At 72.3% G+C, this 6,914-nt stretch carries 5 protein-coding genes; all 5 read right to left on the bottom strand.

Going from position 1 to position 6,914, the window contains the following annotated elements:
• Positions 1 to 366: 366 nt before the first annotated feature.
• Positions 367 to 1,596: a cell division protein PerM gene (locus EV141_RS09930; RefSeq protein ID WP_130485773.1), complete on the bottom strand. Its 1,230-nt coding sequence runs from the start codon at positions 1,594 to 1,596 to the stop codon at positions 367 to 369.
• A 29-nt stretch (positions 1,597 to 1,625) separates the two neighbouring features.
• Positions 1,626 to 4,127, bottom strand: coding sequence for a phosphoenolpyruvate--protein phosphotransferase (ptsP, locus tag EV141_RS09925; protein WP_130485772.1), 2,502 nt, complete (start codon positions 4,125 to 4,127; stop codon positions 1,626 to 1,628).
• Entirely contained in the window at positions 4,124 to 4,768 is a 645-nt protein-coding gene (dhaL, locus tag EV141_RS09920) for a dihydroxyacetone kinase subunit DhaL (protein WP_130485771.1), read from the bottom strand. The genes ptsP and dhaL overlap by 4 nt, the downstream gene beginning before the upstream one ends.
• Positions 4,769 to 4,802: 34 nt before the next feature.
• Positions 4,803 to 5,801, bottom strand: a complete 999-nt coding sequence (gene dhaK, locus EV141_RS09915) for a dihydroxyacetone kinase subunit DhaK (protein WP_130485770.1) — start codon at positions 5,799 to 5,801, stop codon at positions 4,803 to 4,805.
• 197 nt (positions 5,802 to 5,998) lie between these two features.
• Positions 5,999 to 6,901: a succinate--CoA ligase subunit alpha gene (gene sucD, locus EV141_RS09910; RefSeq protein ID WP_130485769.1), complete on the bottom strand. Its 903-nt coding sequence runs from the start codon at positions 6,899 to 6,901 to the stop codon at positions 5,999 to 6,001.
• Positions 6,902 to 6,914 lie beyond the last annotated feature (13 nt).

Here is a 6,914-nt window from a genome sequence, read left to right as displayed (position 1 = left end):
AAGAGGCTTCTCGAAGGATCACACGGTGACCGCGTTTACGTCAGCAACGACGCCGGCGACCACCGAGCGTTACACCACTATGCGGGACTCCACTCCCGCAGGTTCGCCACTCGGAAGTTCGGCTGGAGCAATGACGCCACACTCATCGTCGAGGGAGGCGTTCGCGTCGGGGGTCACCGTCGGCCCGCCGCTCGGAACTGGTTCGCTCGACGGTGAAGGAACACAAGCAGAGAGCGTCACTGCGATGACGACGCTGACAAGCAGCGGCACTGAGCGTTCGATACGCAGTGACTTCATGGCGCTCCGATCAAGAGAGTGACCTTCACTCAGATCGAAGGCTACGCCGGTCGCGTCCGGACCACAACGTTACGAGCGGCTGGCCAAGAGCCTCTCGGCCACGGCCGTCGTCGCGCTGCCGGCCAACAGACCAAGGGGCGTCGTGATGGCCGCGGTGACGAGCATCCAGAGACCGACATCGAGCGGGTCGGGGCCGACGACGGCGAGGCGGCCGGGGCCGGCCGCGCCCGTCGCCAGGAAGGCGAGAGCGGCCATGACCAGGGCGGCGACGAGCCCGGCGAGCACGCCGGTCAGCACCGCCCAGCCTTCGGGTCGGCGGTCGCCGCCGAGCACGTCGAGCAGGCGCCCGCGCAGCAGCACCCCGGCAAGGAAGGCCGCCACGGCGGGCGCGATGAGCACGATGAGGCCGGGCGCGAAGCCGGGCTCGGGCAGGGCGCCGAGGGCCGGAATCGCCGGCAGCGGCCCGAGGCTCACCCCGAGCGGGCTCACCGACGAACCGGCGCCGATCGCGAAGCCGGGGCCGACGAGCCAGCTGGCCGTCCAGATGACGAACGTCGGCAAGAGCGCGAGCTGGCCGAGCGTGAGGGCGAGCCCGCCGAGGATTCCCGACTGCGTCGCCTGGTAGAGCGCGATGACGTCGGCGAAGCCGGCGAACAGCGCGATGGTCGTCAGCACGGCGGCGACCGCAACGATAGTCGCGGCTGTCGCAACTCCGGCGCGCAGCACGACGCCAGCGATACCCCGGGCGAGGGCGGGGATGCGCGCCCACTCGGTGCGCAACCGCTCGCGTGCCGCGTTCGTCGCCCCGATCGAGCCGATCGCGAGCCCCAGCCCGTACACGAGGCCGGGGAAAAGCGTCGCCTGCACCGGGTCGAGGGCCGCCCCCGGCGACGAGACGAGCCACTGGATCAGCGCCGAGAGCGCCACCACCCCGGTGACGGCGACCACCTCGCCGAGGATGCGGTGCGGGTGCGTACGCAGACGCCGCCCGAGTCGCACGCCGAGCAGAGTCGTGATCACCAGGAATCCGGTCAGGGCGAGGGTCAGCGTGAACGGCTCGGCCGCCGCCTCGATGCCGAGTTGGGCGACCGTTTCTGGGTCTAGCTGAATGGTGACGGCGACGCCGTGGCCGAGCATCCAGATGATGGCCCCGGCCTTCCAGAGGTCGATCAAGTCGACCTGAAACTCGAACTGCACCGCCCACATGACCGTCAGCAGCGTGAGCGGAATCCCCGCGCCGGCCGCCACGACGAGCAGCGCCTCGAGGGCGGAGAAGAAGGCGGTCGCGCGGCGGGTCATGTCGCCCGCGAGCCTAGCCGCGGCGGGCCTCAGCCGAGGGCGGCGCGCGCCGCGGCCTTCGCCTCGGTCGGGTCGGCTGCCGCGAGCGCCGCATCAGCAGCGCGGCGACAGGCGTCGAGATCGACGTCGGCGAGGCGCCCGCCCACCCGGGTGATCGCCCGGGCCGCCATCGACAGGCTCGTGACGCCGAGGCCGACGAGCACGCACGCGAGCTCGGGGTCGGCCGCCGCCTCGCCGCAGACGCCAACGGGTGTGCCTCCGGTCTCGCGGCTCGCCTCGCCGATCAGCCCAATGATGCGCAACAGGGCCGGCTGCCACGGGTTCGCGAGGTCGGCGAGGTCGCCCGCCTGACGGTCGGCCGCCATCGTGTACTGGGCGAGGTCGTTGGTGCCGAGGCTCACGAAGTCGACCTCGCGCATCACCTCGACCGCGGTGAGCCCCGCGGCGGGCGTCTCGATCATGACGCCGACCGTCGTCAGCCCCGCGGCTCGGGCGCGGGCCACGAAGTCGCGCGCCTCCTCGGCCGTCGCGACCATGGGCGCCATCACCCAGACCTCGGCGCGCGAGCCCTCGGCGGCGCGGGCGATTGCCGCAAGCTGCCGGTCAAGCACCTCGGGGTGCCGGCGGGCCGTGCGCAGGCCCCGCACGCCGAGCGCGGGGTTCGGCTCGTCGTCGTTCGTCAAGAACGGCAGCGGCTTGTCACTGCCCGCGTCCAGCGTGCGCACGACGACGCGTTGGCCCGGGAAGCCGTCGAACACCTCGCGGTAGGCGGCCACCTGCTCGTCGAGACTCGGCTCGGTCTCGCGGTCGAGAAAACAGAACTCGGTGCGGAACAGGCCGACGCCCTCGGCCCCGCGTTCGACGGCGCGCGCCACGTCGCGCGGCGCCCCGACGTTGGCGCCGAGCAGCACCCGGTGCCCGTTGCGGGTCTGCCCGGGGCCCTCGAAGGGCGGCAGCGTGATCACGCCGGTCGCGGTCGCTTGCGCCGCCTGGTCGGGGCGCACGACGACCTCGCCCGAGTCTCCGTCGACGAGCAGGAGGTCGCCGTCGCGAATCGAGCGAGCATCCGCGTAGCCGACGACGGCGGGCAGGCCCAGCTCGCGCGCGATGATCGCCGTGTGCGAGGTGGGGCCGCCCTGCTCGGTGACGAGCGCGAGGCAGACGGCCGGGTCGAGCGTGACGGTGTCGGCGGGCGCCAGGTCGTCGGCGACCAGGATGAACGGCTCGCGTCGCGCAGGAACCCCCGGCGGCTCGTCGCCACGCAGCGCCGCGATCAAGCGATTGCGCACGTCGATGAGGTCGGTCGCGCGCTCGGCGATGAGGCCGCCCGCCGCCCGGTACTGCTCGACGAGCTCGGCGGCCGTCTGCCAGACGGCGCGGGTGGGTGTGAGGCCCTCGCCCCGGATCAGGGCCTCGACGCCCCCGACGAGGGTCGCATCGCCCGCCATGTCGGCGGTCGCCTCGATCACGGTGCGGCGCTGACCCTCGACGGCGCTCGCGCGCTCGCGATACTGCTCCGTCACGCGGATGCTCGCCTCGCGCACCAGGGAGACGGCCCCGTCGCGCGCATCGTCGGGCACGCGCTCGTCGGCGGACGGTTCGCGCACGGTGCGGCGCAGCACGACGGCGGGGCCGACGACGCGGCCGGCGCTGACGCCGATCGGGCCGGTGGGGGTCGGGTCGGTGGTGCGAGGGGCGGGCGCGGCAGCGTCGCTCGTCGGCGTCGCCGAGGCCTCCCCCACGAGTTCTTCGCCGAAGCCCTCCTCGATGAGGGCGCGCACGTGCTCGACCGCCTCGGTGGCCTGCGTGCCGGTCGCGGCGATCAGCACCGAGACGCCGGGCGCCGCCGCGAGGGTCGCAATGCCAATGGGGCTCGCGGCCGAGACGGGGGCCCGCTGCGGGCTGTCTTCGCGGGCAAGAGTGACCTCGGCGTCAAAGCTGGCGACGGCCCCCGCGATGACGGCGGCCGGGCGGGCGTGCAGGCCGGCGACGTTGCGCACGGTCGCCGACGCCACCGCGTCGGCGGACGGCGCGGGCCCAGCACCCCCAGTCGACGGGCCAGTGGCACCGGCGACATCGCCCGCAGCGGGCGCCGACGCGGTCGCCGCAGCGGCGTCGCCGCCGAGCTGCTCGATCTTCGGCCGCAGAGCCCCGCTCGCCTCCCGGGCGACCTCGTCGAGCGCGGCCCCGCCCGCCGCCCGCACGACAGCGGCGAGCAGCCCCTCAACGAACGGCGCCGGAACGACCCGCACCCGCGCCGCCAGCTCGGGGTCGATGAACTCGAGCGCGAGCTCGGCGCTCATAATGGCCGAGCCCAGGTCGGTGAGCACGACGACGCCGTCGCCGCTGTCGGCCTCGGCGATCGCGTCGGCAATTACCGCCGCATCGGTTCCCGTTCCCCCGTCGGCGGTGCCCGCCGCGGCGAGCACGCGTGGCCCCGTCCCCTCGCGCACCATCTCGCCGGCGAGCGCGAGCGCCGCCTTCGCGAGCGGAGCGCTGTGCGAGACGGCGACGATTCCGACCGAGGTCATGCCCCGAGCGCCCCCTCAAGCACCTCGGCGAGCGCCTCGAACAGCATCGCGGTTGAGGCGGCGCCGGGGTCGATGTGCCCGGCGCTGCGCTCACCCAGGTAGCTCGCGCGGCCCTTCCGGGCGACGAGCGGCTCGGTCGCATCGCGACCGGCTGCCGCGGCGTCGCGGGCGGATGCGGCGGCGTGCGCGAGATCCGCGCCGTCGGCGAGCGCCGCATCCAGCGCATCGAGGGCGGGACCCATCGCGTCGACCATGGTCTTGTCGCCGGGCTCCGCCTTGCCGCGCGCGAGTAGCCCCTCGAAGCCCGCCCGCAGCGCCGCTGCGAACTCGCCGGCCTCCAGCTCGGCGACGGCCCCCGCGGCCGCTCCGAGCCGCAGGAAGAAGGTGCCATAGAGCGGCCCGCTCGTGCCTCCCACCGAGCTGACGAGCGTCATGCCCACCGTCTTGCCGTAGGCGTCGACCGCCTCGGGCTTGTCAGAGAGCTTGCCCATGACCGCGGTCATGCCGCGCGCCATATTGGTGCCGTGGTCGGCGTCGCCGATCGCCGAGTCGAGCTCGGTCAGGTAGCTCGCCTGATCGGCGACCTTCCCGCGGAACGCCTCCAACCAGGAAACGAGGTGGTCGATGGTGATCGTTGCCATGGATGCTCTCCTCGCGTCTTTCCCGCCGCTCGCGTCACTGCCCCCAGCGCAGGCCGGGCGTCTCGACGGGCGCGTCCCACAGCGAGAGCAGCTCGTCGTTGGCGCGCAGCACGGTGACTGAGCAGCCGGCCATGTCGAGCGACGTGATGTAGTTGCCGACCAGGCTACGCGCGACCGTGATGCCGTGCTTCTCGAGGATCGCCGCGACCTCGCCGTACATGACGTACAGCTCGATGAGCGGGGTGCCACCCATGCCGTTCAGCATGACGATGCCGGGGGCGCTGCCGAGGTCGAGGTCGGCGAGGATCGGCTCGACGAGCTGCTCGGCGATCTCTTTCGCGCTCGCCAACGGCACGCGGCGGCGGCCTGGCTCGCCGTGAATGCCGATGCCGATCTCCATCTCGTCGTCGGGCAGGTCGAAGGTGGGCTTGCCGGCGCTCGGCACCGTGCAGCTGGTGAGTGCCATGCCCATCGAGCGGCCCGCCTCGTTGACCAGGTCGGCGACGGCGGCCACCTCGTCGAGGCTTCGGCCCTGCTCGGCGGCGGCGCCGACGATCTTCTCGAGCAGCACGGTCAGGCCGACGCCGCGGCGCCCAGCGGTGTACAGCGAGTCTTCGACCGCGACGTCGTCGTTGACGACGATGCTGCGCACCTCGATGCCGCCCTCCATGGCGGCGAGCTCGGCGGCCATCTCAAAGTTCATGACGTCGCCCGTGTAGTTCTTCACGATGTGCAACACGCCGGCGCCGCGGTCGACCTCGGTTGTGGCGGCCTGCATCTGGTCGGGCGTCGGCGAGGTGAAGACCTCGCCTGCGCAGGCCGCGTCGAGCATGCCGAAGCCGACAAAGCCACCGTGCAGGGGCTCGTGCCCCGAGCCGCCGCCGCTGATGAGGCCGACGGTGCCATGGTCTTTCGGCGTCGCGCGGTAGATGACGCGGTTCGTGTGGTCGACGCGCAGCTCGGGGTGGGCGAGCTCGATGCCGCGCAGGGCGTCGGCGAGCACATTCTCGGGGGCGTTGATGAGCTTCTTCATTGAATCTCTCCTGACACGTATCGGGGTCGCGCCGGGCGCCCGGCGCCTCGTCCCTCCATCCTGGCCCTCCCCCGCCACGAACGGTAGGGATGCTCGGCAAGCTCCAGGGGTTCGCGCGTGCGGCTCGCCGGTGGCAGAGATGACGACGGCCCCGGCGCGCTGAGCGCAACCGGGGCCGTCGATGTCAGGATGCTGTTCTACAACCCCTGGATGATTTCGCGCATGAGGGCGGCCGCCTCGCTCGGCGTCTTGCCGACCTTGACGCCGGCGGCCTCGAGGGCCTCCTTCTTCGCCTGGGCGGTGCCCGCCGAGCCGGAGACGATGGCGCCGGCGTGGCCCATGGTCTTGCCCTCGGGAGCGGTGAAGCCGGCGACGTAGCCGACGACCGGCTTCGTCACGTTCGCCTTGATGAAGTCGGCGGCACGCTCTTCGGCGTCGCCCCCGATCTCGCCGATCATGACGATCGCCTTCGTCTCGGGGTCGGCCTCGAACGCGGCGAGAGCGTCGATGTGGGTGGTGCCAATGATCGGGTCGCCGCCGATGCCGATGGCGGTCGAGAAGCCGAGGTCACGCAGCTCGTACATCATCTGGTAGGTCAGGGTGCCCGACTTCGACACGAGGCCGATCGGGCCCTTGCCCGTGATGGTCGCCGGCGTGATGCCGACAAGCGCCTCGCCCGGCGTGATGATGCCGGGGCAGTTGGGCCCGATGATGCGGGTCGCGTTGCCGTGCGCCTTCGCGGTCGACCACAGGTCGGCAGAGTCTTGCACCGGGATGCCCTCGGTGATGATGACGAGCAGCGGAATCTTCGCCTCGATGGCCTCGATCGCCGCGTCCTTCGCGAATGCCGGGGGCACGAACGCGATCGACACGTCGGCGCCGGTCTTCTCCATCGCCTCGGCGACCGAGCCGAACACGGGCAATTCAACCGCGCTGCCGTCGGCGGCCGTGTGGGTGACGGTCGTGCCGGCCTTGCGGGCGTTCACACCACCGACGACCTGGGTGCCCGCCTTCAGCATGAGTGCGGTGTGCTTGGTGCCCTCGCCGCCGGTGATGCCCTGGACGATGACCTTGGAATCCTTATTGAGGAAGATCGACATATCTCTTCGCCCC

The organism is Microcella putealis, from assembly GCF_004216575.1.
GTDB classification, from domain to species: Bacteria; Actinomycetota; Actinomycetes; order Actinomycetales; family Microbacteriaceae; genus Microcella; species Microcella putealis.
Note: the sequence above shows the minus strand (reverse complement) of the source record. Positions and strands in the feature narration are given on the sequence as shown.